19 protein-coding genes are annotated in these 25,278 nt (G+C 66.1%); 10 read left to right on the forward strand and 9 right to left on the reverse strand.

Going from position 1 to position 25,278, the window contains the following annotated elements:
• Positions 1 to 19: 19 nt before the first annotated feature.
• Positions 20 to 1,186 (reverse strand): FAD-binding oxidoreductase, encoded by a 1,167-nt coding sequence (locus SLQ30_RS20120; RefSeq protein ID WP_319448223.1) that lies wholly within the window; start codon positions 1,184 to 1,186, stop codon positions 20 to 22.
• Between the two features lie 44 nt (positions 1,187 to 1,230).
• Entirely contained in the window at positions 1,231 to 1,881 is a 651-nt protein-coding gene (locus tag SLQ30_RS20125) for a GAP family protein (protein WP_319448222.1), read from the reverse strand.
• A gap of 207 nt (positions 1,882 to 2,088) precedes the next feature.
• On the opposite strand from SLQ30_RS20125, the gene SLQ30_RS20130 reads away from it, so the two are divergent.
• Positions 2,089 to 5,241, forward strand: a complete 3,153-nt coding sequence (locus SLQ30_RS20130; protein WP_413468111.1) for a multicopper oxidase domain-containing protein — start codon at positions 2,089 to 2,091, stop codon at positions 5,239 to 5,241.
• A 1-nt stretch (position 5,242) separates the two neighbouring features.
• Here the strand turns inward: SLQ30_RS20130 and SLQ30_RS20135 are convergent, their stop codons facing one another.
• The 3 genes from SLQ30_RS20135 to SLQ30_RS20145 are packed head-to-tail and all read right to left on the reverse strand — an operon-like array spanning position 5,243 to position 9,753.
• Positions 5,243 to 6,214, reverse strand: a complete 972-nt coding sequence (locus tag SLQ30_RS20135) for an antibiotic biosynthesis monooxygenase (RefSeq protein ID WP_319448220.1) — start codon at positions 6,212 to 6,214, stop codon at positions 5,243 to 5,245.
• 3 nt (positions 6,215 to 6,217) lie between these two features.
• Positions 6,218 to 8,935: a molybdopterin-dependent oxidoreductase gene (locus SLQ30_RS20140; RefSeq protein WP_319448219.1), complete on the reverse strand. Its 2,718-nt coding sequence runs from the start codon at positions 8,933 to 8,935 to the stop codon at positions 6,218 to 6,220.
• On the reverse strand, positions 8,935 to 9,753 hold the full coding sequence (locus SLQ30_RS20145) for an FAD binding domain-containing protein (RefSeq protein WP_319448218.1): 819 nt from the start codon (positions 9,751 to 9,753) through the stop codon (positions 8,935 to 8,937). The genes SLQ30_RS20140 and SLQ30_RS20145 overlap by 1 nt, the downstream gene beginning before the upstream one ends.
• 149 nt (positions 9,754 to 9,902) lie before the next feature.
• Here SLQ30_RS20145 and SLQ30_RS20150 point away from each other — a divergent pair, with 149 nt between their 5' ends.
• Positions 9,903 to 11,306, forward strand: coding sequence for a guanine deaminase (locus tag SLQ30_RS20150; RefSeq protein ID WP_319448217.1), 1,404 nt, complete (start codon positions 9,903 to 9,905; stop codon positions 11,304 to 11,306).
• A gap of 72 nt (positions 11,307 to 11,378) precedes the next feature.
• Here the strand turns inward: SLQ30_RS20150 and SLQ30_RS20155 are convergent, their stop codons facing one another.
• Complete coding sequence (locus tag SLQ30_RS20155) at positions 11,379 to 11,939, reverse strand: hypothetical protein (protein WP_319448216.1); 561 nt, start codon at positions 11,937 to 11,939, stop codon at positions 11,379 to 11,381.
• 175 nt (positions 11,940 to 12,114) lie between these two features.
• Between SLQ30_RS20155 and clpB the strand changes: the two genes are divergently transcribed.
• Entirely contained in the window at positions 12,115 to 14,661 is a 2,547-nt protein-coding gene (gene clpB, locus SLQ30_RS20160; protein ID WP_319448215.1) for an ATP-dependent chaperone ClpB, read from the forward strand.
• An 82-nt stretch (positions 14,662 to 14,743) separates the two neighbouring features.
• On the opposite strand, the gene SLQ30_RS20165 is transcribed toward clpB, so the two are convergent.
• Positions 14,744 to 15,988 (reverse strand): hypothetical protein, encoded by a 1,245-nt coding sequence (locus SLQ30_RS20165; RefSeq protein WP_319448214.1) that lies wholly within the window; start codon positions 15,986 to 15,988, stop codon positions 14,744 to 14,746.
• A 645-nt stretch (positions 15,989 to 16,633) separates the two neighbouring features.
• On the opposite strand from SLQ30_RS20165, the gene ttfA reads away from it, so the two are divergent.
• Genes ttfA through SLQ30_RS20190 form a run of 5 tightly spaced genes read left to right on the forward strand, consistent with a single transcriptional unit; the run spans position 16,634 to position 20,904 of the window.
• Positions 16,634 to 17,437 (forward strand): trehalose monomycolate transport factor TtfA, encoded by an 804-nt coding sequence (gene ttfA, locus SLQ30_RS20170; RefSeq protein ID WP_319448213.1) that lies wholly within the window; start codon positions 16,634 to 16,636, stop codon positions 17,435 to 17,437.
• A gap of 39 nt (positions 17,438 to 17,476) precedes the next feature.
• Positions 17,477 to 18,253: an SDR family NAD(P)-dependent oxidoreductase gene (locus SLQ30_RS20175; protein ID WP_319448212.1), complete on the forward strand. Its 777-nt coding sequence runs from the start codon at positions 17,477 to 17,479 to the stop codon at positions 18,251 to 18,253.
• 6 nt (positions 18,254 to 18,259) lie between these two features.
• Positions 18,260 to 19,150 carry a hypothetical protein gene (locus tag SLQ30_RS20180; protein ID WP_319448211.1) on the forward strand — a complete coding sequence of 297 codons (891 nt, stop codon included), beginning with the start codon at positions 18,260 to 18,262 and terminating at the stop codon, positions 19,148 to 19,150.
• Positions 19,147 to 19,788, forward strand: a complete 642-nt coding sequence (locus SLQ30_RS20185) for an RNA methyltransferase (RefSeq protein WP_319448210.1) — start codon at positions 19,147 to 19,149, stop codon at positions 19,786 to 19,788. Before SLQ30_RS20180 ends, SLQ30_RS20185 begins: the two co-directional genes overlap by 4 nt.
• A 15-nt stretch (positions 19,789 to 19,803) precedes the next feature.
• Positions 19,804 to 20,904: a glycoside hydrolase family 76 protein gene (locus SLQ30_RS20190; RefSeq protein ID WP_319448209.1), complete on the forward strand. Its 1,101-nt coding sequence runs from the start codon at positions 19,804 to 19,806 to the stop codon at positions 20,902 to 20,904.
• Between the two features lie 6 nt (positions 20,905 to 20,910).
• Here SLQ30_RS20190 and SLQ30_RS20195 read toward each other — a convergent pair whose 3' ends face one another.
• The gene (locus SLQ30_RS20195) at positions 20,911 to 21,570 is read right to left on the reverse strand and encodes a 3-oxoacid CoA-transferase subunit B (protein WP_319448208.1); all 660 of its coding nucleotides are present in this window, start codon (positions 21,568 to 21,570) and stop codon (positions 20,911 to 20,913) included.
• The gene (locus tag SLQ30_RS20200) at positions 21,567 to 22,334 is read right to left on the reverse strand and encodes a CoA transferase subunit A (protein ID WP_319448207.1); all 768 of its coding nucleotides are present in this window, start codon (positions 22,332 to 22,334) and stop codon (positions 21,567 to 21,569) included. Before SLQ30_RS20200 ends, SLQ30_RS20195 begins: the two co-directional genes overlap by 4 nt.
• 200 nt (positions 22,335 to 22,534) lie before the next feature.
• Here SLQ30_RS20200 and SLQ30_RS20205 point away from each other — a divergent pair, with 200 nt between their 5' ends.
• The gene (locus tag SLQ30_RS20205) at positions 22,535 to 23,290 is read left to right on the forward strand and encodes an IclR family transcriptional regulator (RefSeq protein ID WP_319448206.1); all 756 of its coding nucleotides are present in this window, start codon (positions 22,535 to 22,537) and stop codon (positions 23,288 to 23,290) included.
• Between the two features lie 124 nt (positions 23,291 to 23,414).
• Positions 23,415 to 25,229 (forward strand): Na+/H+ antiporter NhaA, encoded by a 1,815-nt coding sequence (gene nhaA / locus SLQ30_RS20210; protein ID WP_319448307.1) that lies wholly within the window; start codon positions 23,415 to 23,417, stop codon positions 25,227 to 25,229.
• Positions 25,230 to 25,278 lie beyond the last annotated feature (49 nt).

Below are 25,278 nucleotides of genomic sequence, written 5' to 3' on the forward strand. Positions count from 1 at the left end.
GCTCGAATTCTGTCACGCCTCAGCCGGCGAGCGGATCGTGTTGGATGCTGTTCGCTTGCGCGCCCTTGGCGGTCAATGCGGCCTTGGTGGCCTCGACCATCTGTGGCCCGCCGCATATCAGGATCTGCCGGTCGCCCCAGTTTCCGTATCTGGTCACGACGTCGGGCAGCGTGCCGGTTTGGCGCACGTGCAGGCCGCGGGGCGGCGACGGGTCCGGGTAGTCGGCGGCCCACGGCGGGTTCGACGAATACTCCGACACGGGCGTCACCGAGAGCCACGGGTTCGTGGAGGCGAGCTGCCACAACGTCGGCAGGTCGTAGAGCTCGGATGGATAGCGCGCGCCAAAGAACAAGTGCACGCGGGGATTAACGCCCCGTCGAGTCAGGTCCATGATGAGCGTCCGCAACGGCGCCAGTCCTGTGCTGCCCGCGACCATCAGCACGTCGCCGCCGTCGGGGTCGATGTGCATCGCCCCATGCGGGTTGGACAGTCGCCACCGATCGCCGGGCTTGGTCTCACCGACGATGGCGGTGCTGACCATGCCTCCGCTGACCGAACGGACGTGGAACTCGATGGCGCCCGAGCGGTCGGCGGGGATCGACGGGCTCAGGTAACGCCACCGGCGCGGCCACTGCGGCACCTGCACGGTGACGTATTGGCCGGGGTGGTAGTAGAGCGGGCGGTCGAGTTGGAGTCGGATGATCGAGACGTCGCGGGTGGCCCGGATGTGCTCGATGACGGTGCCATCGCGGAATGGCGGACCCTTCTCCGCGTCGGCTGCGCCGCGCATGATCCCGATGATCAGGTCAACGGCGTCGCGGGCCGTCCCGGCCAGCCCGTCGTCCCATTGCTCGATGAGGTGGCTGCGCAACGTCGTCTCGAGCGCGTCGCGCATGCTGTCGTAATGTCGTTGGGTGACACCGTATTTGCGGTGATCGCGGCCGAGTTGGGCGAGGAAGGCGACGGGCTCCTCGGCGCGCTGGGCGATGAGCTCGCCGAACAGCCAGGTCAACGCGCGCGCGAACACGTCGCGCTGCCTACTCATGTCGGGTGAGAACAGGTCGGCGGCTGAGGTGTCGATGGCGAACCAGCGGGTGTAGAACCTGCGGATGAGCTCTTCCGAACCAGCGTCGGGGTCGACCGCGGCGCGCAGTATCGCGAGCCCTGCTCGGTCGTCGAGTCCCACGCCGCGAGTGTAGGCGACGGTTCATTCGCTGACGTGCCGCCCAGCTACAGGCTGTGAATTCCCTTGTACAGCACCAGCAGACCGAGAATCACCAGGATGGCCGCGACGAGCACGGCGTGCTGAGCTTCCATCCAGTTCTTCAGCCGGGTCAACGGTTCGTCGAGCCGGTCGCCGGATATCGCATAGGCCAGGATCGGGAGCGCGACCGTGGACGCGGCCACCACTACGTAGTAAACGATGCCGAGAATGGTGCCCGTCCGGCCCAGGCCCTCGGTGCCGATCGCCAAACCCGCTGCGGCGCACATGAACAGCACCTTCGGGTTGACGACGACCAGGACCAAGGCGGTGACGACAGCCCGGGGCGGGGTGATCTTCGCGAAACTGTTCATCCACTTCGGCGAATGTTCGGAGCGCTTGCGGGTCAACCATTTGTAGGCGCCGAACACGATGAGCGCGGCGCCGACGACGATGCGCAGGTAGGACGCCCAGGACGGTGGCGTGGCGCGGCCGCCGCCGAGCAGGTTCGACACCTCGACGAAGACCGAGGTCAGCACGGCCAGGCCGACGACCCAGCCCACCAGGAACGCCAACCCCGTTGGCCGCGGGCTCGGGGCATGCAGCACCAGCACCGCGGGAATGATCGACAGCGGTGACAGCGCGACCACGAGAGCCAGCGGGATCAGTTCGGTCAGCATCGTCCGTCAACGTAGCAAGTGAAGTGGACTGTGCCGACGGTATTGGAATTTGGTTTTGCTGAGCGGCATCGCCGCGCGGAAATTTCGCCAATCCCGGCATATCGACGGTCGGCGTGCGGTTTGCTGTGTACCGCCCGTTCCGGCCAGTGCGGGGCTTGGTCAGAGGTCGTGAGGGGGACATCGGTGACACTCCGTCGCTTGAGGTCGATGTTGGTTCTGGTGGTCGTCGCAGCGATGACCGCAATGACGGTCAGCTGCACGTCGCACCAGAAGGAAGCGGAGCACGCGCCGCCAGGCGTCAACGCCGGGCCGGACGGCAAGCCTGCTCCCTTCCGGGAACCGGTGCGACTGTCGAGCAAGGACGGCGTGCTCGAGGTACGGCTGTCGGCGCACCAGGGCACCGTCAACCTCGACACCGTCAAGGAGCCGGTCACCAACTTCTTGGTGTTCGGCTACGACCTGATCAAGGGGACCAGTTCGGACGGATCGACGAAGGGGGACAACCTCTATCCCGCACCCACGCTGCGCGTCGACCCCGGGCAGCGGCTGATCGTGCACTTCGACAACGATCTTCAGGACCTGACGATCAAGGATTTCTACGACCCCGCGTTCACCCCCAAGGGCGGCGAGGTGCCCATCTACCCCCCGACGCTCACCGAGGCGCCGCTCAATCTGCACACGCACGGCCTGCATGTCAGCCCGTCGGGCAACGCCGACAACGTGCTGCTGTCCATTCCCGCGGGCATGGGCAACACCTACACCTACGACGTACCCGGCACCATGCCCAATGGGTTGTACTGGTACCACAGTCACCGCCACACGATGACTACTCAGCAGACCTATTTGGGGCTGGCGGGGCTGCTCGAGATCGGTCGGCCCGACGGCAACCTGCCACTCGTCACCCAAAACAATATTCCGGTGCGCGACATGGCAATTCAGTACAACTACGTGTTCGACCGAAACGGCAAGGGTCACCAGCTGAACAACTACAGCTGGTCTCAATGGGTGAGCACGCTCAAGCCCCCCGAGGGCAACCAATTGGCCGACGGTACGTATCAACCCAGCCTGGCACCGGTCAACATCGCCGATACTGCCATCGGAGCCACGTACGTCGCGCCGTGGTGGGCCGGTCCGCTGTCGCCGAAGAACAACCGCGGCCAGACCAACTTCATGCCGTCAAACCTGATCACCTTCGACGGCCCGACGGCTAAGGTCCCCGCGAACCCGGACCTGCCGGAAAACCAGCGCGACGTGCAGTACACCGTCAACGGTCAGTTCCAGCCCGAGCTGAAGATCAAGCCGGGCCAGACGGAGATCTGGGTGGTGGCCAACATCAGCGACATCTCCTACATGACGTTGCGGCTGACTGAGACCGCAACCGGAAACCACCCGAAGTTCGCCATCGTCGGACAGGACGGCAATCCGTACACGCAGGTCGGAAGGCCCGTCTACGGCGACGGCACGACGCTCGACATCCCGCCGGCTTCGCGGTACGCGATCGCGGTGACGATGCCCAAGCAAGGTGACCTGGTGCTCGAGTTCCCCCCTGATCCCAAGGCCACGGAGATCACGGATCCCGCTGTGCTGTATACGAACAACGGCACCAAGAATCCGCCGGCGGTCCTCGGCAAATTGAGCGTGGACCCGAAGCACATCAGCTATGCCGACGGCTTCTTCGTGTTCCCGACCCAGACGCTGATCCACGCCACGCCGGACACCAGCGGCGGCGAGGGTCAGACCACCGCCTTCGAGCCGGGCCAGAATCTCGGCGCCTACACGTCATTCGTGGACACGTCGGTGATGACGCCCGCCGTTAAGCGAGCGCTGACGATCACGGACAACATCGGCGGCGACAAGGGCAGCAACAACGACCCCAAGGCCGTCATCTACATGTTCGATACCAGCGGGTACCCGAACGTCCCGCTGATCCAGCCGCGACTCAACTCTGTGGAGGAGTGGCAGATCACCAACTTCAACAACGACGCGCATCCAATGCACATCCACGTCAACGACTTTCAAGTGACGGCCATCGACGACCCGAATCGGGGCAAGACGGGGGTACAGCCTTGGGGGGTCGACAACGTCAACGTCCCTGCGCCGATATTCAATGACATGCACGTCGTGAGCACTCCGGCGTCCCTCACGCTGCGGCAGGAATTCCTCGAGTTCCCCGGTACGTACGTGATCCACTGTCACCGGCTCAACCACGAAGACAACGGCCTGATGGCCACCATCAGCGTCATCCCCGAGGTGTCGACGTACGCGGTGGCGATCCCGGGATCGAGCGGCAAGCCGGCGTCGGTTCAAGTGCGGGATGCCAACGGCGACAAGGTCTTGCAGACGGTCTTCCCGTTCCCCGGCTTCGAGGGCGCGCCCAGCGTCGCCGTGTCCGACGTCAACGGCGACGGCATTCTCGACCTGATCGTCGGCACCGGCAAGGGCGTATCGCCGGAGGTGGTCGTCTACGACGGGAACAACACCAAGGACGGCGTGTTCAAGACGGAACTGACGCGCTTCGCCCCCTTCGACGCCGGCTTCCAGGGTGGCGTGACCGTCGCCGGAGCGGACATCGACGGAAATGCCATGGCCGACAACATCATCGTGGGGTCGGGCCCAGGCATGGAGTCGCAAATCAAGGTGTTCTCGTCCACGCTGCCGAACGGCAAGGCGCCCGACGTCTTCTCCGCGTTCACGCCGTACCCCGGGTCCCAGTCCGGTGTCAGCGTGGCCACCGGCATGGTCGAATCGGGATCGGGCAGGGAAAGCATCGTGACCGCGCCCGGGCCCGGCGAGCCGCCGCTGATCAAGTCCTTCCGCTGGGACCTGTACACCCCGACTGCCAGGGCGCAGGCGAATGGTACGACGCCGCAGCAACATTCCGGCAAGCCGTCAGATCCGAGGATGACGTCACAGTTCATGGCGTACGACGAGAACTACAAGGACGGCGTCGCGTTGTCGACCGGCTGGGTCATCGGCGCCGAGGGGGGATCGAAGAGCATCGTCACCAGTCAACTCGGCGGTGACGGCAAAGTGCTCGTATGGTCGAGCGGGTCGCTGCTCGACGGTCAGCCCGCGATGTACCTGGACAACCCGAACCATCATGAGGAAAACGTCAAATACCAACAGGTCGCGTCGTTCTCGCCATTTCCCGGTAGCTCGCCAGGAGTGACGGTGGCGACGAGCAGCACTGTCTACGGCGCGGATCTATTGGTGGCAGGTCTGGTCCCAGGCGGCCAAGAGGTGCGCAAGTTCACTCTGGAGCGTGCGACCCCGGACGCCAAGACGGTTGCCCCGAAGTTGATTGCGACGCTTCCGGTGCTCCCGGGAGTGACGGCAGCGGCCCCACTGGGCGGCCGCTAATTCACGGCAGGTGCCAGAACACTCTGGTCATCAGGTAGAAGATAAGCGCGCATACGGTCAAGGCTGCGACCACGATCGCCGCGCCGCGCCGATTGGTGGTGGCGATGGGTACGTCCGGAGGCGGGCGCAGCCAACGCTTCAGCAGCGGGTTGACGTAGTACGGCATCGCGATGTAGCTAACGGCGAAGCTGGACATCAGGTTTCCGACCAACATGCCCAGCCACAACGGCATGTGCAGCGGTGACACCGCCAGCGTGAGCAGCACCACGGTGGGGTAGAGGCCGACCCACACCGCGATCGCGGTCTTGAAGTCCGACGGCGGCGGCGCCTGGTGGCCGTTCTCGTCGAAGGCGAACCAGCTGCCGAACGAGTTGTCGATGGTGCGCGAATGGTATTCGGCGAACTTCTCCCCCTCGGCGAGCAACACGCGGCGCTCGTCGGAGATGAGCCAATTGTCCAGGTCGTCCGCGTTCTCGTAGCGGTACAGCGCGGTCCACTCGTCCTGCACACCGGCCACCGGTCGAAAGAGTTCGGTGCCGCGAAAGCCCGGAAACTTGCTCTCCGCCACGCGGAGTCGTTCCTGCCACTCGAGGAAGTCCGTAACGTTCTCCGGGCTGACGCGATGGCTGACCGCCACGGTCACCAGGGGGTCGGTGGAGCGCGCGCCGCCACCGATCACCTGTTGGGTACCAGGCCCGTCGAAGAACTGGGCGCCACGGCTCATCCGCTCCTGGCGAGTGGCGCTGTTGATCCAGGCCTGCACATGCGCGACCGAGTTGAACCGGTACACCACCACCCAATCCGGTTGGACGGCGGTCGGCGGACTGATCTCGGCTCCGATGAACCCCGGGTACTTGGAGGCTTCGGTGTTCAGATCCGTTTGCCACGCCTCGAAGGCCTGCTCGGATCCCGCGCGCACCTTCTGCCCGATGATGACGGTGGCTGCGTTGTCGGTGGTCTTCCGTTCGTCCATGGCTCAGGTCGCCGGAATCAGTCGGGGGGTGGTGAGCCTGACGTATATCCGCTCTGGGGTGAGCGGCAATTCGCGGTAGCGCACTCCGGTCGCGTGCTCCAGCGCACTGGCCAGCGCAGGCGCCACGGGGTTGATGCAGCACTCTGCGATGCCCTTCGAATGCCAAGGCCCCACCGAATCCCGCGATTCCACGATCAGCACCTCGGTGCGGGGAACGTCGGCATAGGTGGGGATCCGATAGTTGCGGAGGTTCGGATTGGTCATGACTCCGTTGTCGTCGACGTGAAAGTTCTCGGTCAGTACGAATCCGATGCCCTGCGCAACGCCACCTTCGATCTGCCCGCGCACCTGTTCCGGGTTGATCACGATGCCCGGGTCGGTGGCCTGCACGCTGTAAAGGATTCGCAGCTCACCGGTGACGCGGTGTACCGCGATGCGGAAGCCCTGCGTGTTGGCCGTCACGCTCCGCGGCGAGCCGAAGGCCTTGCGCGCCTCGGTGAATCGAATACCACGCGTGCGCGCCACGGCGATCAGTTCGGCAAGGGTGAACCGGCGCGCGCCGCACGTCACGCCGTCATCGTCCATCGCGCAGTCGTTCACGTCAACGCCGGCCTGGGCGGCCGCGAAGGCGAGGATACGGTCGCGCAGCGCAGTGGCCCCCCGAAGGACTGCGTTGCCCGACACGAAAAGGCCCGCGCTGGCGAAGGCTCCGGTGTCGAAGCCATTTCGGTCGGTGTCGGATTGCACCAGCTGGATGCGGGAGGGCGTCGTGCCCAACTGGTTAGCGGCCATCTGAACGTGTGCAGTCGACGTCCCTTCGCCGAATTCCACCGTACCGACGGCAATTTCGTAGATACCGTCGTCGCGCAGGGTGGCCCAGCACTCGGAGCTGTGGTCAGTCGGGGGAGCGGTCTCATGTATGGAGATCGCCGTGCCGGTGCCGACGAGCCAGTCCTCGCCGAGCGCATGTGAGTTGTCATTGCGCTGCAGCGCCGCGTCGACGAGGTCGATGCATTGGCTCAGGGTGTCTTCGCCGAACTCGACGTCGTCGGGGTGATCGCCTATGGCCAACAGCGGGTCACCGGGCCGGACGATGTTGCGGCGCCGCAACTCGAGCGGGTCGATGCCCAGTTTGACGGCCAATTCGTGCATGGCACTCTCGACCGCGAACGCCGGCTGGGTCATCCCGTAACCGCGCAGCGCACCGCTCGGCACGGTGTTCGTGTACACCGACCAGGCGTCGAATTTCTTGTTGGGACAACGGTAGATCGAGACGGCCGCGGAGCCGGCGAACAAGGTCTCGCCGCCGTGGTTGCCGTAGGCGCCGGTGTTGGACACGTTGCGGTAGTGGAAGGCCGTCAGCGTGCCGTCGCTTCTGGCCCCGAGCTTGACCGTGACCTTCATCGGATGCCGCGGCGAGGCCGTCGTGAACTCCTCTTCCCTGGTGTACTCCCACGACACCGGCCGCCCGGTGTCGAGGGTGGCCAGCGCGACCAGGTCCTCGGAAATCACCTCCTGCTTGCCGCCGAACCCGCCGCCGACGCGCATGCAGAACACCCGTAGCTGATCGGGTCGCAGATGGAAGAGGTGTGCGAGCTTGACCTTGCAAATCGACGGCGACTGCGACGCAGTACGCACGTTGAGCCTGCCTGCCTCCATCCACGCGATCGAACCGTGCGTCTCGAGATGGGCGTGCTGCACGCGAGGCGAGAAGTAGGTGCCCTCGTGAATGACGTCGGCTTCGGCGAAACCCGCTTCCACGTCACCGATTTCACCGTGAAGCTCGAGCAGGATGTTGCGCTCCGGGTCCTGAACGAACGGGTCGTTGAAGCCGTGCAGCTGTGGCGCGCCGGGGGCCATGGCCTGCTCGGGATCGAATACCGCTGGCAGGATTTGGTATTCGACCTCCACCCGGCGGCAACCCTCCTCGGCCGCTCCGATCGAATCGGCGAGCACTGCCACCACGCGCTGACCGACGAATCGCACGACGTTGTCGAGGATGTAGGTGTCGTCGGGATCGACGAGGTGATCGGTGTGAATCGCGGTGGAGAACCGTTTGCGCGGCACGTCCTCCCAGGTGTACACACGGTGCACCCCGGGCACTGCGAGCGCGGCGGTCTTGTCGATGGCCACGATGCGCGCGTGGGCGTGCGGCGAGTGCAGCACCTTCAGGTGCAGCAGGCCCTCTGGCGCGGTGTCCATCGTGTATTCGACGGTGCCCGTCACCACGCCGGTCGCGGCGGGGGCGCCGACGCTGGTGCCGACGGCCTCGCCGGGCTTGGGCTCTTGGATCGCGGAGACGCCGTTGACGGCATCCTCGATGGCGCGGTATCCGGTGCAGCGGCAGAGGTTTCCCTTCAGTGCCCGCGGGAGGTCCTGCTTCTGTGCTTCCGTGAAGGTCGCCGAGGTCATGATCATGCCCGCGGTGCAGAAGCCGCATTGGAAGCCTGCGGCGTCACGGAACTGTCGCTGCATGGGGTGCAGGTCGTCCGGGGTGCCGAGCCCTTCGATGGTGGTGACTTCGCGGCCGTCGGCGCGGAACGCGGGCGTGATGCAACTGTGCACCGGTGTCCCGTCGAGCCAGACCGTACATGCCCCGCAATCGCCTGCGTCGCAACCCTTCTTGACGCCAAACCAGCCCAGTGTGCGGACGAAGGTGCGCAGGCATTGCCCGGGGTGTGGCTCCTGGTCGAACGTCTTGCCGTTCACCGTGTAGCCCATCACAGTCCCCCCAACTCGGTGCGCAACTCTTCGGCGTAGTGCTTGGCGAGATGCTTCCGGTGGTCCGGGGTGCCGTTCGCGTCGGCGAACCACACATCGGGCGGGATGGCGTCGATGCTCTGAGCGAGGATATCGGCGTCGGGCATCGAGTCGAAGGCGAACCGGACGGGGCGGGTGGTGGCCGCCGTGACGGTCAGCAGGAGGTCGTCGGCGTCGGGTGTCTGTGTGGCGATCATGAAGATCGTGGACCGTCCCAGGTGCGTGAGCGTGAACCGCCTGTGGGCGTGGCGTTTGCGTAACGCGCGGTCGGGGATGTCGATCTTGCGGAGCACTTCGCCTGGCGCGAGCACGTTTTCGTTGTTGCCGGTGACGAAATCGACTGCGGCCACTGTGCGTTCGGTCCCATCGGGGGCCCAGAGCGTGTAGCTGGCCTCCAATGCGACCGTCATCGTGATCATCGGTCCGGCAGGCAGCGACATGCAGATGTTGCCGCCAACCGTCGCCGCATTCCAGATCTTGAACGACGCGAGGAAGGCCTCGCAACTGGTCGTGAAAAGTGAGGCGGCACACCAGTCTTCGGGTGTAACGAACGCATACAGGTCGCGGATGGTGCACATGGCTCCGAGCTCCAGCCCGGGTGCGCCTGCGGTCAGCGTGTCCCAACCGAGTGGCGTCAGGTCGATAAGCCTGCGTAGGTGCGGCTGCTTGTCGGAGAACAGCCATGTTCCACCGGCCAGCCATGCGTCGCCGGGCTGCCAGCTTGGGCCGGGTCGGTCCGGCGGTTGCCGTACGACCTCGGTGATGGTGTTGATGTCCACTGCGTCCCCTCCTGCACCGTGGCGGCCCCGTCCACCTGGCGCAATGGCGTTTGCTGCCCGACTCTATGTCGGTTGTCGTGGAGCGGCACCCGATTGGGCGAAGTCTGCTTGCGTCTGCGTCAACGCACGGCTGCTGTAATCATGAGCAGATGAGCCAGGTTCACTATGGGCACGTCGTCCACGTTGCGGGTCGGCCGACCGTCACCGAATCCGCCGCCGCTCTGGTCGACATTCCCGACGGGGCCCTGGTGGTGGACGATTCTGGCCGAATCATGTTCTGCGGTAGCAGATCTGAGGTACCCGCCGAGCTTGGCTCCGCACGTGTGCACGATCACCGCCCCGGCTACCTGCTTCCTGGGTTCGTCGACACGCACGTCCACTTCCCTCAGACCTACGCGGGCGACTCATACGGTGGCGGTCAGCTGCTCGAGTGGCTCAATCATTGCATCTTCCCCTCCGAGTCCCGGTTCGCCGACCCGGAGTTCGCTGCGCGCGCCGCGGTCGAGTTCTGCGACCGCCGGATCGCCGCGGGGACGACGGCGGCCATGGTGTTCGGCTCGGCGTTCCCGCATGCGCAGGACGCGTTGTTCGCCGAGACGCAACGCCGCGGGCTACGCATCGTCAGCGGGCGCGGGATCCAGACCGTCGGGCCGGACACGGCCGCACCGCTACTGACCTCCGAACGCGACGCGATCCGACTTGCCCGCGAGGAGATCGACAAGTGGCACGGCGCCGACACCGGCGTCGTGAGCACGGCGCGGTTGCACGTGGCGATCGTGCCGCGGTTCTCCTTGTCGGTGACCCCCGAGACGCTGCGCAACCTCGGCGACCTGTACGACTCCGTGCGTGACCGCGGCGTCTACGTCCACAGCCACCTCAACGAGAACAACAGGCCCGGCACCGGCGAAGTAGACGTAACCAAGCGGACGTATGCGGTGGATTCGTACCTAGACACCTATGACGGAAGGTTTTTGCCGGGGTCGGTGGTCGGTGGCAGCAGCCTGCTCGGCCGACGCACGATCCTGGCCCATTGCGTGCACTGCCAGGATGCCGAGTTGGAGCGCATGGCCGAGACGGGGACGTCGGTATCGCACTGTCCGGTCTCGCAGCTGTTCCTCGGCTCGGGCACGATGCCGTGGAGACGCACGGTGGCTTCGGGCGTGAACATCGCGGCGGGAACGGATTTCGGTGGGGGCGACGAGTGGTTGATCCCCCGGGTACTCGGTGATGCGTTCAAGGTGCACATCACCGAACCCGGCGAGGACGGCGTGTCGATGCATCCGGCCGAAATGCTGTTCACCGGAACGCTCGCGGGCGCCAGAGCGCTGGACATGGAGGATCGGTTCGGTAACTTCGACGTCGGCAAGGAGGCCGACTTCGTCGTCGTCGATCCGTCCCGAACTCCGGCGCTGGCCGGGCCGATGACGTACGGGGCGCGGTCTGCAGGCCCCGAATTGGCCCGTGAACAAACGCTTTTCGCGCTGTTAATGGGTATCCGGGAATCATCGATCGTGGAGGTGTACGTCATGGGTCGACTGTTGGATTCGGGCTAGTGGGCTGTACCCAAGCGCGTTTTGCGTGTAACAACCGTACTTTCGGCCAGCCGTCCTAGCGACCCCGAGCCTTCAGAGCTTGCACCACTTCCAGCTGCCGTCCTCGCGGACGAAGTCGATGTCGTCGGCGTCCTCGCCGTCGCGCGTGACGGTGGCGGTGGCTGCCTCGCCGTCGACTTCGACCGACTCGACGTCGAGGTTCAGTTCACCGCTTTCGCCGCGCGCATCGAGGAAGTCCTCCTCGTTGAACTCCTTGTCGCTGCGCATCTCCAGGCACAGGATCGGCTTGAAGCCGTCGAAGTCGCGGTCGTTCCACGCCTTTTCGAAGGCCTTGACGGCGTCCTCGATCTGCTCGTCGTCGGTCTTTTGGCTTGCGGACGTCTGCGTCGACTTCGTCGTGGTGCTGTCCGACGATCTCAGCAGCACCACCGTGATCACCGCGCCGACGACGAGCAACAGCACCGCGACGAGCCCGCCGATGATCAGTCCGTTCTTGCGATTCGACGACCCCTCGGAAGCCCACAGCTGCCAACCGGGTGGAGGGGGCGGCCACGACGGGTCGGGCCGCCAGCCCGGCGGAGGTGTCCAGCCTGGCGGCGAGGGCGGCCAGTTCGGCGGCGGGTTGAAGCGCATCGAATAAGTGTGGCCGATCCTGACAGCCGATGCACAGAGCGGCGATCCCGCGACGACCTGTCCCGAGAAATTGGTCAGAGTTGAGTGGAACAGACTCAACCTTGACGGCGTTGAACAACGCGACAAGCATTTTCCCTGGCCGCGCATCGGCCAGCTCAAAACGAATGGAGGTGTCGTGGACTCGTTCAACCCGACCACGAAGACCCAGGCGGCGCTGACCTCGGCGTTGCAAGCGGCTACCGTCGCAGGCAACCCGGAGATCCGGCCCGCTCATCTGTTGATGGCGTTGCTGACGCAGAACGAAGGCATCGCCGCCCCGCTACTCGAAGCGGTCGGAGTCGAACCCTCGACCATCCGCACGGAGGCGCAACACCTGCTCGACCGGCTGTCGAGCGTGACCGGCTCGAATTCGACGCCGCAACTCTCGCGTGACTCGCTGTCCGCGATCACCACGGCCCAGCAGTTGGCCACGGAAATGGACGACGAGTACGTCTCGACCGAGCACCTGCTCGTCGGGCTGGCCACAGGTGGCTCCGACGTGGCCAAGCTGCTCACCGGCAGCGGCGCTTCACCCGAGGCGCTGCGTGAGGCGTTCGTCAAGGTGCGCGGCAGCGCCCGCGTCACAAGCCCGGATCCAGAGACCACATATCAGGCTCTGGAGAAGTACTCGACCGACCTCACGGAGCAGGCGCGGGAAGGCAAGCTCGACCCAGTCATCGGCCGCGACAACGAGATTCGCCGCGTCATCCAGGTGCTGAGCCGTCGTACCAAGAACAATCCGGTGCTCATCGGCGAGCCCGGCGTCGGCAAGACCGCGATCGTCGAAGGCCTGGCCCAGCGCATCATCGCGGGCGACGTCCCCGAGAGCCTGAAAGGCAAGACCGTCGTCTCCCTCGACCTTGGCTCGATGGTGGCCGGCGCCAAGTATCGCGGCGAATTCGAGGAGCGGCTCAAGGCCGTGCTCGACGACATCAAGAACTCGGCCGGGCAGATCATCACCTTCATCGATGAGCTCCACACCATCGTCGGCGCCGGCGCCAGCGGCGAGGGCGCGATGGACGCGGGCAACATGATCAAGCCGATGCTGGCGCGCGGCGAGCTGCGCCTGGTCGGCGCGACCACGCTCGACGAGTACCGCAAGTACATCGAGAAGGACGCCGCGCTCGAACGCCGGTTCCAGCAGGTGCTGGTCGGGGAGCCTTCGGTGGACGACACCGTCGGCATCCTGCGCGGGCTCAAGGACCGCTACGAAGTCCATCACGGCGTCCGCATCACCGACTCCGCGCTGGTGGCTGCGGCCACGCTGTCGGATCGCTACATCACGTCGCGCTTCCTGCCGGACAAGGCCATCGACCTGGTCGACGAGGCCGCGTCCCGGCTCCGCATGGAGATCGACTCCCGGCCCGTCGAGATCGATGAGGTCGAGCGGCTGGTCCGTCGGCTCGAGATCGAGGAGATGGCGCTCGCCAAGGAAGAGGACGCCGCAAGCAAGGACCGGCTGGAGAAGCTGCGCGCCGAACTGGCCGACCACAAAGAAAAGTTGGCGGAGCTGACCACAAGGTGGCAGAACGAGAAGAACGCCATCGACATCGTGCGCGATTACACCGAGCAACTCGACACCCTGCGCGGCGAGGCCGACCGGGCCGAGCGCGACGGTGACCTGGCCAAGGCCTCGGAACTCCGGTACGGGCGCATCCCCGAGGTCGAGAAGAAGCTGGACGCGGCGCTGCCCGTCGCCGAAGCGCGCGAGAACGTGATGCTCAAGGAAGAGGTCGGCCCCGACGACATCGCCGACGTCGTCGCCGCTTGGACCGGCATCCCGGCCGGGCGACTGCTCGAAGGCGAGACCGCCAAGCTGCTCCGCATGGAGACCGAGCTGGGCAAGCGCGTCGTCGGGCAGCAGAAAGCGGTGCAGGCCGTCAGTGATGCGGTGCGTCGTACCCGGGCAGGCGTCGCGGATCCCAACCGGCCGACGGGCTCGTTCATGTTCCTCGGGCCCACCGGCGTCGGCAAGACCGAGCTGGCCAAGGCGCTGGCGGAGTTCCTGTTCGACGACGAACGGGCGATGATCCGCATCGACATGAGCGAATACGGCGAAAAGCATTCCGTCGCAAGGCTCGTCGGTGCGCCTCCGGGCTACATCGGCTACGACCAGGGTGGTCAACTGACCGAGGCGGTGCGTAGGCGGCCGTACTCGGTGGTGTTGTTCGACGAGGTCGAGAAGGCCCACCCGGACGTGTTCGACGTGCTGTTGGCCGTGCTCGACGAGGGCAGGCTGACTGACGGTCAGGGCCGCACGGTCGACTTCCGCAACACCATCCTGATCCTGACGAGCAATCTCGGCGCCGGTGGCACTGAGGAGCAGGTGATGGCGGCGGTGCGCTCGGCGTTCAAGCCCGAGTTCATCAACCGGCTCGACGACGTGATCGTCTTCGACGCGCTGCAGCCCGACGAACTGGTGTCGATCGTCGACATCCAGCTGGAGCAGCTGCAGAAGCGGTTGGCCCAGCGCAGGCTGATCCTCGAGGTGTCGCTGCCCGCCAAGCAATGGCTGGCCGAGCGCGGGTTCGATCCGCTCTATGGAGCCCGTCCGCTGCGCAGGCTGATCCAGCAGGCCATCGGCGACCAGTTGGCGAAGCTGCTGCTGGCCGGGGACGTGCACGACGGCGACGTGGTTCCGGTCAATGTCAGCGCCGACGGCGAGGGCCTCATTCTCGGGTAAGTGCCACCCACGCAAGACGCTCGGCTGGAATACCCAGCCGAGCGTCTGCGTGATCGGTCAACTGGTGACCGCTAAGGTGCGCTTAGCCTTCGCCACCTGCGCTGCTGCTGCCGCCACCCGCACCGCTGTCACCGGACTTGCTGCTGTCAGTCGAACTGGCCGCCTTCTTCTTGTCGACCTTCTTGTCGATGCCAAGGGCCTTCTTGATCCCGTGGCTGATGTCGTTGACGGTCTTGCTGATCCCTTCGCCGATATCCCGGAGAGGTGTCGGGCGAGTGGTCGACGTGCCGGCGTTGGCGCCCGCCTTGGTGATGGGCGCAAACAGATTGCCTGGCTTGAACGCCGTTTTCTCCTTCACGCTGGGCTTCACCACCGCCAACGTGACCTTCTCGTTGGCTCCGTCACCGACCTCGCTCACGTCCGTGCCGGTGTCCGTGGTCGTGGTCGTGGTCGTGTCCGTGTCGGTGGTCGTGGTCGCGTTATCGCGTGTCGTGTCGGTCAGCGTCGATTCCACCTTCGACTGTTCGGCATTCAGCGACGTGATGGACACCGGAGGCGGCAGCGGGTGCAGTGCCCCGGCGATCTCGTCACGTAGCGCAAGCGCGATGGCAATGGGGCCGGAATCAAACGCGCCCCCAGTCCACGGACTGAGCACTCCGGCAGGAAGGAAGGAACCGGGATACCCATTGAGGAAAGCGCCCGTGAGTGTGGCCGGCGCATTGATGATGGCACTAAGGGCCGTCACCGGGTCCCCGCCGCCCACCCCGTCGACGACCTCCTGGGCAGTTGTTGCGCCCGCGGTCAGGGTGCTCACGATGGGGGCAATCACACCAAGCCCGAGTGCGAGCACCACGTCGGGGACTATCACCCCGGCCACGTTCTGCACGTTCTGCAGCGTGTTGGTGACGACCGTGTAGCCCTCGACCAGGCTGCCAACCAACCCGAGCCCGCTGCTGATCACGTACAACACCAGACTGTTCACGGCATCGACGATGTTGCCCGTCGCGACCGCGGCTTCGACGGCGGCCGGCAGCCCCTGTACCAGAGCGACGAGCGCTGTGACGGCCTGCTGACCTGCGTCCCCGAGGACGGCCGCGTTCGCGAACTGGTTGGTGATGAGCTGTTGCAAGACAGGCGCGGGGTCCGCTAGCACTTGCTGGCCCAGCGCGCCGACGTTAGCGGCACCTGTTCCAAGGACTTCCAGCCAGGCTTCGATGGGATTCGCGAAAGCGGCGAGTTCTACCGAAGCCGAGTGCAGCGATGGGACTTGGACATCGGGCATCGACGGCTGGATTGGGGCGATCGCGATGGCGGCGGCTCCTACCATCGCTATCCCTGCCGTGAGCTGCGAGCGAACAGATATCTGCATGGTTCCCCTTCAATCTGGATGTGATCTTGAACACGCGGAACGTACCTGAGAAGTTCCTAAGTAACGGCTGAATTACGAAATAGAACGTGTTCTTTTTTTCAAGATCATCCCGAGGTTCCCAGCCTCTACCGAAGGGTAACTTTGCTGGTACAGGTCGTTATATGGCGCGCGGCGGGCGATGTTAGAGGAATTAGTGTCTGACGCCAACGATAATTGGAAACCCATAAGGTCCCGATCGGATCAGGAGTTAGCTGACTCCGCCAAAACGCTTGTCGGACGCGCGTCGTCCACCGCCCAACTGTTTGCCCACGTCAAAATTTCCGCACGCAACGGTCACACCTGGTGCGCGGACCGTCATTGCAGATTCGACGGGTGTCCCGAACAGTTCGCCGACTCGAGCTACCGACGCGTTCCTTTGCTCCTGACCCACCGCCCACCTCCCCGCCAAGAGACGCGAAGGGCCCTCATTCGCACCGAATGAAGGCCCTTCGCGTCTGTTCGCAGGGAAGTGCACCCCGCTCGCCGAGGTGGTGCCACCTAGTAACGTCATTGTGATCTGATCGAGTTCGGGCGAAAGCCGTACCAACCAGTAGTCTGGGGGCAATGGTCCCGCTCTGGTTCACGTTGTCTGCACTCTGTTTCGTGGGTGCGGCCGTGTTGTTGTACGTCGACATCGACCGTCGGCGTGGGCTCGGCCGTCGCCGTAAGTCGTGGGCCAAGTCGCATGGCTTCGACTACGAACACGAATCCCACGACATCGTCAAGCGCTGGAAGCGCGGCGTCATGTCGACCGTCGGCGACGTGGCGGCCAAGAACGTGGTGCTCGGTCAGATCCGCGGCGAGGCCGTATTCATCTTCGATCTCGAGGACGTCGCGACGGTCATCGCGCTGCACCGCAAGGTCGGCACCAACGTCGTCGTCGACGTGCGCCTCAAGGACATCAAGGAGCCGCGCGAAGGCGACATCTGGTTGCTCGGCGCCATCGGCCCGCGGATGGTGTACTCCACCAACCTCGACGCCGCGCGGCGCGCGTGCGACCGGCGCATGGTCACCTTCGCCCATGCCGCCCCCGACTGCGCCGAGATCATGTGGAATGAGCAGAACTGGACGCTCGTCAGCATGCCGATCGGCAGCACCCGCGCCCAGTGGGACGAGGGTCTGCTCACCGTCCGCCAGTTCAACGATCTGCTGCGCGTGCTTCCGCCCATCCCGCAGCCAGGTCAGAACGGCGTGGCAGGCCAGGCCATCGCCCGCCGCGGTGGAGCGCCAAGCCGCCCGCTCTCGGGTGCGCCCGCACTGCCCGCGGGCCGCAGTGACCAGCCTCCCGGCCGCGCCGACGTCGGCCGGTACACGCAGCAGCGCCCGCCCGTGCGCAACGGTCGCCAGTCACCGCACTATCAGAGGTAGTTGGTCGGCTCCGCCGACGGCTTGAGTACCCTCACGGGCATGTCTCGCCCCGTCGCACTGATCACTGGGCCGACCTCTGGGTTGGGCGCGGGTTTCGCCAGGCGCTACGCGGTCGACGGGCACGATCTGGTGCTGGTCGCCCGCGACGTCGAGCGCCTGGAGCGGCTGGCCTCCGAATTGCATGACGAAGCCGGGGCCAACGTCGAAGTGCTGGCCGCCGACCTGGCTGTGGCCGCGGATCGCGAGCGGGTCTGCGAGCGGCTGTCCCGGGGTGTTCAGGTGCTGGTGAACAACGCAGGCTTCGGCACCTCTGGCGAGTTCTGGTCGGCCGAGTTTTCCGCGCTGCAGGCTCAACTCGACGTCAACGTGACGGCGGTGATGCAGCTGACGCACGCCGCACTGCCGCCCATGTTGACGGCCGGCGCGGGCACCGTGATCAACGTCGCCAGCGTCGCGGGGCTGCTGCCGGGCCGCGGGTCGACGTACTCGGCGTCCAAGGCCTGGGTGATCTCGTTCTCGGAGGGCCTGGCCAACGGCCTCGGCGGGACGGGCGTCGGCGTGCATGCGTTGTGCCCCGGCTTCGTGCGCACCGAGTTTCACGCGCGCGCGGGCATCGACATGGCGGGCACGCCATCCATCCTGTGGCTCGAGGTCGGCGACGTGGTGCGCGAGTGCCTGGCCGACGTCGCTAAGGGGCAGGTCGTGATCGTGCCGGGCCTGCAGTACAAGGTGCTGACCACCGGCGGACGCATGGTGCCGCGAAACCTGGTGCGCGCCTTGACCAAAGTGGTCGGCCGCGGCCGCGGTCGGACCTAGCGTCGCGTGCGCAAACTAGTCACCCAGCTGATGGTGCTGGCCCTGCTCGCGGTCGGCTGTTCAGGCGACGATGCCAACCGCACGTATGGCGCGCAGTCCGCGAAGGTCGGCGAATCGCTGGCGGTGCTCGGATGGAACGTCTCGGTGTCCAATCTTCGGTTCGAAGGCGACTACGTGTTGGTCGACGTGGACGCATCGGTCGCGAAGGTCGATGCCCCACATGCCAAACCGGAATCGCTCCGGTTCGGCCTCTACGGTGCGCTCGCGCATCCGATCGAGTCGTTCGCGTTGGGTGGCTGCACCGACGCGCAGGGTGTGAGTGCCACGCCGGCCTCGGCGCCGTCCCCCGACAAGCTCGGTGGCACAGTCTGTTTGGGCCCGCTGCGCGACCAGAGTCAGGTGCGCGGGGTATACGCGTACTCGCCGCAGGACCGGATGCCAGGCACCACAGTCGCTTACGCGGCGGCCTTCCCCGTCGGATTGGGGCCGATCAACCCGGCTGACACCGGGTTGGGGCTGAGGTCCACCAGCGTGGATGCGTTCCGCGCGGACGGTGCACAGCTCGACCCGACCGCACTCGGCGACCCCGCGGGTTTCAGCGGCAACGGCTACATGCTGCTCGGACTCGAAATCAGCGGGCTCGCAGCGCAATACCGGGAGGACTCGAAGCGGCGCGGCGGGCCCCTCATGATCCTGGTCGGGCCGACCCTGCCAGGGGCCGGGCTGTCCCACGCCTGCGCGGTGTACGGGGCGTCGCTGCTGGTGCTGCCGGACGCCTCGCTGGACGCGGTCTCGGTGCGTGCGTCGTTGTGCACCCAGGGCGAGATCAACCAGGCGCTGTTGTATGCGTCGGTGTCCGTGATCGGCACGCACGCCGCGCTGTGGACCAAGACGTGAGCGGGGCCGGACCGACGGAGTGGGCCAGCGGCCCCGGCGTCGGGCCATGGGACGGGCCGCCCCCCGACGACGCGCGCTATGACCCGGACCTCCTGCGCGACGGCGACACCCGCAACGTCGTCGATGCCTACCGGTACTGGACGCGGGACGCGATCATCGCCGACATCGACCAGCGCAGGCACCCGCTCCACATCGCGATCGAGAACTTCGGCAACGACGCCAACATCGGCGGGGTGGTGCGGACCGCCAACGCATTCGCCGTCGACACCGTCCACATCGTGGGCAGGCGCCGCTGGAACCGGCGCGGCGCCATGGTCACCGACCGCTACCAGCGACTTCTCCACCACGACACCACCGCCGAGTTGCTCGCGTTTGCGGCCGACGCCGGATTGGAGGTGGTGGCCGTCGACAACGTGCCAGGTTCGGTTCGGCTCGAGCACGCTCGGCTGCCGCGCTCCTGCCTGATGATCTTCGGCCAAGAGGGCCCCGGCATCACCGAGGAGGCGCGCCTCGGTTCGTCGGCGACGGTGTCGATCGCCCAGTTCGGTTCCACGCGCAGCATCAACGCCTCGGTCGCGGCGGGTATCGCGATGCACGTGTGGATCGCGCAACATGCCGACCTCAACGGGGCCTGGTAGGGCAGGATCGTCACCATGGATCAGCTATGGGCCAATCGCGCCGGCAGTGCCGAAGAGGCCATCGCCAAGCGCCATCTGACGAAACTGTGGCAGCTGCCCGGTACCCAGCTCGGCGTCTGCGCGTGGCCGTCGGATCGGGGCTATCGCCAGTTCAAGAATTGGAACTACTGGTGGCAGGCGCACCTGCTGGACTGCCTGGTCGACGCGCAGGTGCGCGACCCGCAGCCGGACCGTAAGTTGCGCATCGAACGTCAGGTCCGCGCCCACCGGATACGCAACACCGGCCGCTGGGTCAACGACTACTACGACGACATGGCGTGGCTGGCGATCGCGCTGGAGCGGGCGGCCCGGCTCGCCGGGGTCGAACGCCCAAGGGCGCTGGAGAAGCTGGCCGACCAATTCCTCAACGCGTGGGTGCCCGAGGACGGCGGCGGGATTCCGTGGCGCAAACAGGACCAGTTCTTCAACGCGCCTGCCAACGGCCCGGCCGGCATCTTCCTCGCGCGCTACGACGATCGGCTGCGGCGGGCCCAGCAGATGGCGGACTGGATCGACGAGACGCTCATCGACCCGGAGAGCGGGCTGGTGTTCGACGGCATCAAGGCCGGTTCGCTGGTCCGCGCGCAGTACACCTACTGCCAGGGTGTGGTGCTCGGCCTCGAAGCTGAACTCGCGGCGCGCACGGAAGACGCACATCATGCGGAGCGGGTGCACCGACTGGTGGCGGGGGTTCGCGACCACATGGCGCCGGGCGGTGTCATCCAGGGCGCGGGCGGCGGCGACGGCGGCCTCTTCGGCGGCATCCTCGCGCGTTACCTCGCCCTGGTTGCCGTCATACTTCCTGAGCGGTCGCCGGAGGACACCGAGGCCCGCGCCACTGCCAAGCAACTGGTGCTGACGTCGGCCGAGTCGGCCTGGGACAACCGGCAGACCGTCGATGGCCTTCCACTGTTCGCGGCGTTCTGGGACCGCACCGCCGAAATACCAAGGGCGGGAGGCAAGGACGCGCAGTTCGTCGAAGGCGCGGTCAACGCCTCTGAGATACCCGAACGCGACCTCTCGGTCCAGTTGTCCGGGTGGATGCTGATGGAGGCCGCGCACACGCTCGCGTCCTGAGCGCGGTCAGTCCAGGGCGATGACGAGCTCGACACCCGTGGCCGCGACGACGTCCTCGACGGTCACGCCGGGCGCGAGTTCGCGAAGAACGACGGTGCCGTCGCCCGGCACGTCGACGACGCACAGGTTGGTGATGACCCGATCGACGACGCCCTGACCGGTCAGTGGAAGGCTGCAGGTCGCGACGATCTTCGGATTCCCGGCGCGGTCGGTGTGCTCCATGACGACGATGACGCGGGCGGCCCCGTGGACGAGGTCCATCGCTCCGCCCATGCCCTTGACCATCTTGCCGGGCACCATCCAGTTTGCGAGGTCGCCGTTCTTGGACACCTCCATGCCGCCCAACACCGCGGTGTCGATGTGGCCGCCGCGGATCATGCCGAACGAGAGTGACGAATCGAAGTACGCCGCACCGGGATTGACGGTGACGGTCTCCTTGCCCGCGTTGATCAGATCGGGGTCGACGGCGTCGTCGGTCGGGTACGGGCCCGTGCCGAGGATGCCGTTCTCCGAGTGCAACGTGACGTGTACGTCGCCGGTGAGGTAGCCGGGGATCAGCGTCGGAAGCCCGATGCCGAGGTTGACGTACTCACCGTCGATCATTTCGGCCGCGGCGCGCGCGGCCATCTCGTTGCGGCTCCAGCCGGTGGTCGTCACGTCGCTCATTGGGCGGTTCCCTTCGGTTCGCTGACGGTGCGTTTCTCGATTTTCTTGTCCTGGGGTCCGGTGTGCACGACCCGCTGGACGAACACCCCGGCGAGATGTACTGCGGCCGGGTCGATTTCGCCAGGTTGTACGAGCTGCTCGACTTGGGCGATCGTGATGCGCCCCGCCATGGCCGCCAGCGGGTTGAAGTTCATCGCCGTCTTGTTGAAGACGAGGTTGCCAGCGGTGTCGCCGATTTGTGCGTGGACGAGCGCGAAGTCGGCGTTGATGGACTCTTCCAGCACGTAGCGCTTGCCCTTGAACACGCGAATCTCCTTGGGCGGCGAGGCCACCGCGATCGAGCCGTCGGGGGCGTACCGCCACGGCAGCCCGCCGTCGGACACCGGGCTGCCGACACCGGCCGGTGTGTAGAAGGCGGGGATGCCTGCACCGCCCGCGCGCATGCGTTCGGCCAACGTGCCCTGCGGCGTCAGTTCGACTTCCAGTTCGCCTGCCAGGTATTGGCGGGCGAACTCCTTGTTCTCGCCGACGTAGGACGCGGTGACGCGCCGCACGCGGCCGAGCGACAGCAGCGCGCCGAGGCCGACGCCGTCGACGCCACAATTGTTCGAGAAGACCTCGAGGTCGGTCGCCGACGATTGTGCGATGGCCTCGATGAGCTGGTCGGGGATACCGCACAGTCCGAATCCGCCGACTGCAAGTGTGGCGCCGTCGGCGATGTCGGCGACCGCTGCGGCCGCCGATTCGTACACCTTCGAGGGCATGACTCTCCTTCGTGTCTGGTTCACGTTCATTCTGCAAACGCTGGCACGCCAACTCCGATGACCGGCGCTTTGGCTCGATAGCTACTGAACAACGATCATTCTGGTCGAATCAACCCTTGCGCGGCACCGATCGCAAACTGTTCGCCCAGTGAGCACCCGCGACATTGGCGTTCACTAAATGAACGCTTAGCATCAAGGATGTGGCAGTGGTGAGCGTGGTCGCGCGCGTGGGTGCGGTGCTACGGGCGGTGGCCGCCGCGGAACCCACCGGAGCCTCGACCACCGAACTCGGCAGGCTTGCCGGGCTCGCGCGCCCGACCGCGCACCGGTTGCTGGTGTCGCTGGCAGAGCAGCACCTGGTGGCCCGCGATCCGAAATCGGGGCGCTGGTCGCTGGGGCCGGAACTGTATCTACTCGGGGTGGGCGCCGCCTACCGATACGACGTCACCGACCATGCGCGCGCAGTCGTGACGGCGTTGGCCAAGGAGACCGGGGAGAGTGCGTTCTTCTCCGCGCGTCGCGGCGACGAGACGGTGTGTGTGCTCAGCGAGGAGGGCAGCTTCCCGCTGCGGTCGCACGTGCTGCACGTCGGCATCAGGTTTCCGCTAGGGGTGGCGAGCGCCGGGCTGGTGATCCTCAGTCACCTGTCCGATCGGGACGTCGACGCATACTTCAGCCGGGTCCGACCCGAGTCGGGCTGGGGGCTCAGTCACGCCGAGCCCGCGATTCGCGCACGCATCGCCGCCACGCGCCGCCACGGTTACGCCGTGAACCCCGGGCTGATCGTCGAAGGCAGCTGGGGTGTCGGTGCGGCGGTGTTCGACCGCAGCGGACGGCCCGCCTGGGCGCTCAGCCTCACGGGAGTCGAGACGCGGTTCAAGCCGGAGCGCCACCACGAACTGGGCACGTTGTTGCTCGATCAGGCCCATCTCCTGTCAGGCCGGCTCCAAGCCTGAACTGCCAAGGGCTCCGGTTAGGGGTGGCTCGGAGCGCAGAAATGTCCGACACTTGGCGAACCATGGAGATCCGAACGTGACCGAACCAGCCACCGACGGGTCGACGAAGAACGACGGTCCACGGCTGGCCAGGTCGACGCCAGACAAACTGGGTCGTGATCCGACAGCTGCCCGCAGCGGTGAGAACACCGCGGCCGCACTGCTGTTGGCGTTCACGATCGCTGCCATCGTGTGGGCGAATTCGCCATGGGCGCAGAGCTATTCGGACTTCTGGGACACCGTGGTCGGCTTCCACGTCGGCGAGTTCCGCGCCGAGCTGACGGTCAAGCATCTGGTCAACGACGGCCTGATGACCTTCTTCTTCTTCATCGTCGGGCTCGAGGTCAAGAGCCAGTTCACCATCGGCGAACTCACCGATCGCGCCCGTGCGTCGGTGCCGGTGATCGCCGCGCTGGCGGGCCTCGTGGTGCCCGCGCTCGTCTTCCTTCTCTTCAATCCTTCCGGCGACGACGCGCGCGCATGGGGTGTGGTGATCTCCACCGACACGGCGTTTCTGGTGGGTGCGCTGGCGATCATCGGGCCGCAATCCCCGGCCCGGCTTCGCACGTTCCTGTTGACGCTCGCCGTCGTCGACGACGTCGGAGCGCTGCTGGCCATCGCGCTGTTCTACTCCGAGCACGTGCGGCTGGTGCCGCTGTTGATCGCCTTGGTGCTCGTCGCGGCCATCGCGGCGGTCCGGCTCTTGCCCGTCGGTCGCGGGCCCGCGTATTCCGTGCTGGCGTTCGCGCTGTGGCTCGCGCTGTTCATGGGCGGTGTCCATCCCACGCTGGCCGGCGTGGCGGTCGCCTTGCTCGTTCCGGTGTTCACGCCGGAGCGGCAGCGGGTGGAGGAGGCCGTGCAGGTGATCCGGGCCTTCCGACAGTCGCCCAACTCCGAGTACGCGCGCGCGGCGACTCGCAGTCTGCGCGAGTCGATCTCGATCAACGAACGGTTGCAGACGGGGTTCGGGCCGTACGTCTCGTACGTCGTGCTGCCGCTGTTCGCGTTGGCCAACGCGGGAGTGCACCTCGATTCACACACCGTGTCCGCCGCCATGCGCTCGCCGCTGACCTGGGGCGTCGTGGCCGGGCTCGTCATCGGCAAGTTCGTCGGCATCACTGGTGCCACGGCCATCGTGCGGGCCACTGGGATGGGCGCGCTCGCACCGGGTTTGACGCTGCGGCGCGTCGCAGGCGGAGCCGCCCTTTCCGGTATCGGGTTCACGATCTCGCTGTTCATCATCGAAATCGCGATCGCAGACCCTGCCAAGCAGGATCAGGCCAGGGTCGGCGTACTGATGGCGTCGGTGCTGGCGCTGTTCCTCGGCTGGGCGACCTTCCGGATCACCGACTGGCTTTCTCCTCCGGTCGCCGTTGGCATGACGCTGATCCGCGAGGTCGACCCGGACCGTGACCACATGCGCGGCAATCCGAACGCCCCGCTGACGCTCGTCGAGTACGGCGACTACGAGTGTCCGTTCTGCAGCCGGGCCACCGGTTCCATAGACGAGGTCCGCGCACACTTCGGCGACGAATTGCGGTACGTGTGGCGACATCTGCCGTTGGAACGCGTCCATCCGCACGCGATCGACGCGGCCCGTGCGGCCGAAGCCGCCGGGCTGCAGGGCCGATACTTCGAGATGGGCATCAAGATGTTCGAGTTCCAGGACTACCTGGAGTGGGAGCACATCTACCGGTACGCCGACGGAATTGGGCTCGACATCGACAAGTTCGACGAGGACCTGCATTCGCCGAAGGTGCTGCACCGGGTGCAGGACGACGCGCAGGATGCGGAGTTGATGGACTTGAACTCGACGCCGACGTTCTTCGTCAACGGCAGGCGGCACCAGGGGCCATGGGACGCAGCGAGTCTGATTCGGGCGCTGGAGGCGCCGGAGTAACTCAACTCCAGGTCCGAAGTCGTGCCGGTGTCAGGAAATGCGCCTACGT

Origin of the sequence: Mycobacterium sp. RTGN4 (assembly GCF_033804635.1) — a bacterium.
Classification (GTDB): Bacteria; Actinomycetota; Actinomycetes; order Mycobacteriales; family Mycobacteriaceae; genus Mycobacterium.

Excerpts from the sequence above, each read along its gene's own strand:
- SLQ30_RS20125 (WP_319448222.1), bottom strand. The coding sequence starts at position 1,881 with ATGCTGACCGAACTGATCCCGCTGGCTCTCGTGGTCGCGCTGTCACCG.
- SLQ30_RS20130 (WP_413468111.1), top strand. The coding sequence starts at position 2,089 with ATGTTGGTTCTGGTGGTCGTCGCAGCGATGACCGCAATGACGGTCAGC.
- SLQ30_RS20135 (WP_319448220.1), bottom strand. The coding sequence starts at position 6,214 with ATGGACGAACGGAAGACCACCGACAACGCAGCCACCGTCATCATCGGG.
- SLQ30_RS20140 (WP_319448219.1), bottom strand. The coding sequence starts at position 8,935 with ATGGGCTACACGGTGAACGGCAAGACGTTCGACCAGGAGCCACACCCC.
- SLQ30_RS20150 (WP_319448217.1), top strand. The coding sequence starts at position 9,903 with ATGAGCCAGGTTCACTATGGGCACGTCGTCCACGTTGCGGGTCGGCCG.
- SLQ30_RS20155 (WP_319448216.1), bottom strand. The coding sequence starts at position 11,939 with ATGCGCTTCAACCCGCCGCCGAACTGGCCGCCCTCGCCGCCAGGCTGG.
- SLQ30_RS20165 (WP_319448214.1), bottom strand. The coding sequence starts at position 15,988 with ATGGTAGGAGCCGCCGCCATCGCGATCGCCCCAATCCAGCCGTCGATG.
- ttfA (WP_319448213.1), top strand. The coding sequence starts at position 16,634 with ATGGTCCCGCTCTGGTTCACGTTGTCTGCACTCTGTTTCGTGGGTGCG.
- SLQ30_RS20175 (WP_319448212.1), top strand. The coding sequence starts at position 17,477 with ATGTCTCGCCCCGTCGCACTGATCACTGGGCCGACCTCTGGGTTGGGC.
- SLQ30_RS20190 (WP_319448209.1), top strand. The coding sequence starts at position 19,804 with ATGGATCAGCTATGGGCCAATCGCGCCGGCAGTGCCGAAGAGGCCATC.
- SLQ30_RS20195 (WP_319448208.1), bottom strand. The coding sequence starts at position 21,570 with ATGAGCGACGTGACGACCACCGGCTGGAGCCGCAACGAGATGGCCGCG.
- SLQ30_RS20200 (WP_319448207.1), bottom strand. The coding sequence starts at position 22,334 with ATGCCCTCGAAGGTGTACGAATCGGCGGCCGCAGCGGTCGCCGACATC.